Below are 970 nucleotides of genomic sequence, written 5' to 3' on the forward strand. Positions count from 1 at the left end.
GTTTGGGGTTATTATCCAAATGTTTTCGATCTGTTAAAATTAACTCTGTAGCTTCTTCTAAAGACTGATCAAGTGTTATTTTTCCAAACTGAAGTATTTTTACTAATTTTAGAAATCTTTGATAAAACTGAGAATTATTAAATTTATGAGATAATGTAGTGGTAAAAGCTAATGCATGTCCATGTGAAATTCCTTCATTTGAATAGACATACGAAAGAGCATGACCTAATGTAGTTGAGGAATTTCCAAAACCAAGACCGTCAAATAAAGAACCAAGTACAATTTTTTCATAATTCTTGGTCAGAATTCCTTCTTCTAAAAGATCAAAAGCAGAATTACAAAGAAATTTTGTGTATGGATTTGCAAGTTTACTGTCAAATGCTTCAGTGCATTGAGCACATGCATCAATTACTGAATTTTTAATTACAATATCAGTAGAGTTTTCAATAAAATGAGAATCAACAATTGCAATATCTGCAAAAATTCCATCATCATGAAAACTTGTTTTTTTACCATCAACCTTAAGAACTGAAATTCGAGTGACTTCACTTCCGCTACCAAAAGTGGTAGGAATCATAATTTTTAATTTATTCATTTTAAACGCACAATATTTAGCTACATCCATTGAACTTCCACCACCAATACCAATAATGTGACTAAAATCAGAATTTTGAAATTTAGAAATAATTTTCATGGTAGTTTCAAATGAAGGATTAGATTCCACATCATCAAAAATCATTTGATTACTAAGACCAGCATAATCTAACCATCCTCTTGATTTTGCGCCCTTGGATGTAATTACTAGACATTTTTCTGGAAATGAAAATTCTTTAACTGAGTTTTTTTCCAAAGATAATTTTTGGAGCTGTTTTATTGTCCACATATAAAGAAACTAAAAGATCTATTATTATATATTAAATTATTTAGCTAAACATGTCTGATAAAAATGAGTAAAGGTAGCGAATCTACT

At 29.2% G+C, this 970-nt stretch carries 1 protein-coding gene; it reads right to left on the reverse strand.

Annotated features, from left to right (window positions below; all coding sequences use genetic code 11):
* On the reverse strand, positions 1-883 hold an 883-nt coding region (locus BD31_RS01770), incomplete at its 3' end, for an iron-containing alcohol dehydrogenase (RefSeq protein ID WP_008297580.1).
* Between the last annotated feature and the right edge of the window lie 87 nt (positions 884-970).

The organism is Candidatus Nitrosopumilus salarius BD31 (genome assembly GCF_000242875.2).
Classification (GTDB): Archaea; Thermoproteota; Nitrososphaeria; order Nitrososphaerales; family Nitrosopumilaceae; genus Nitrosopumilus; species Nitrosopumilus salarius.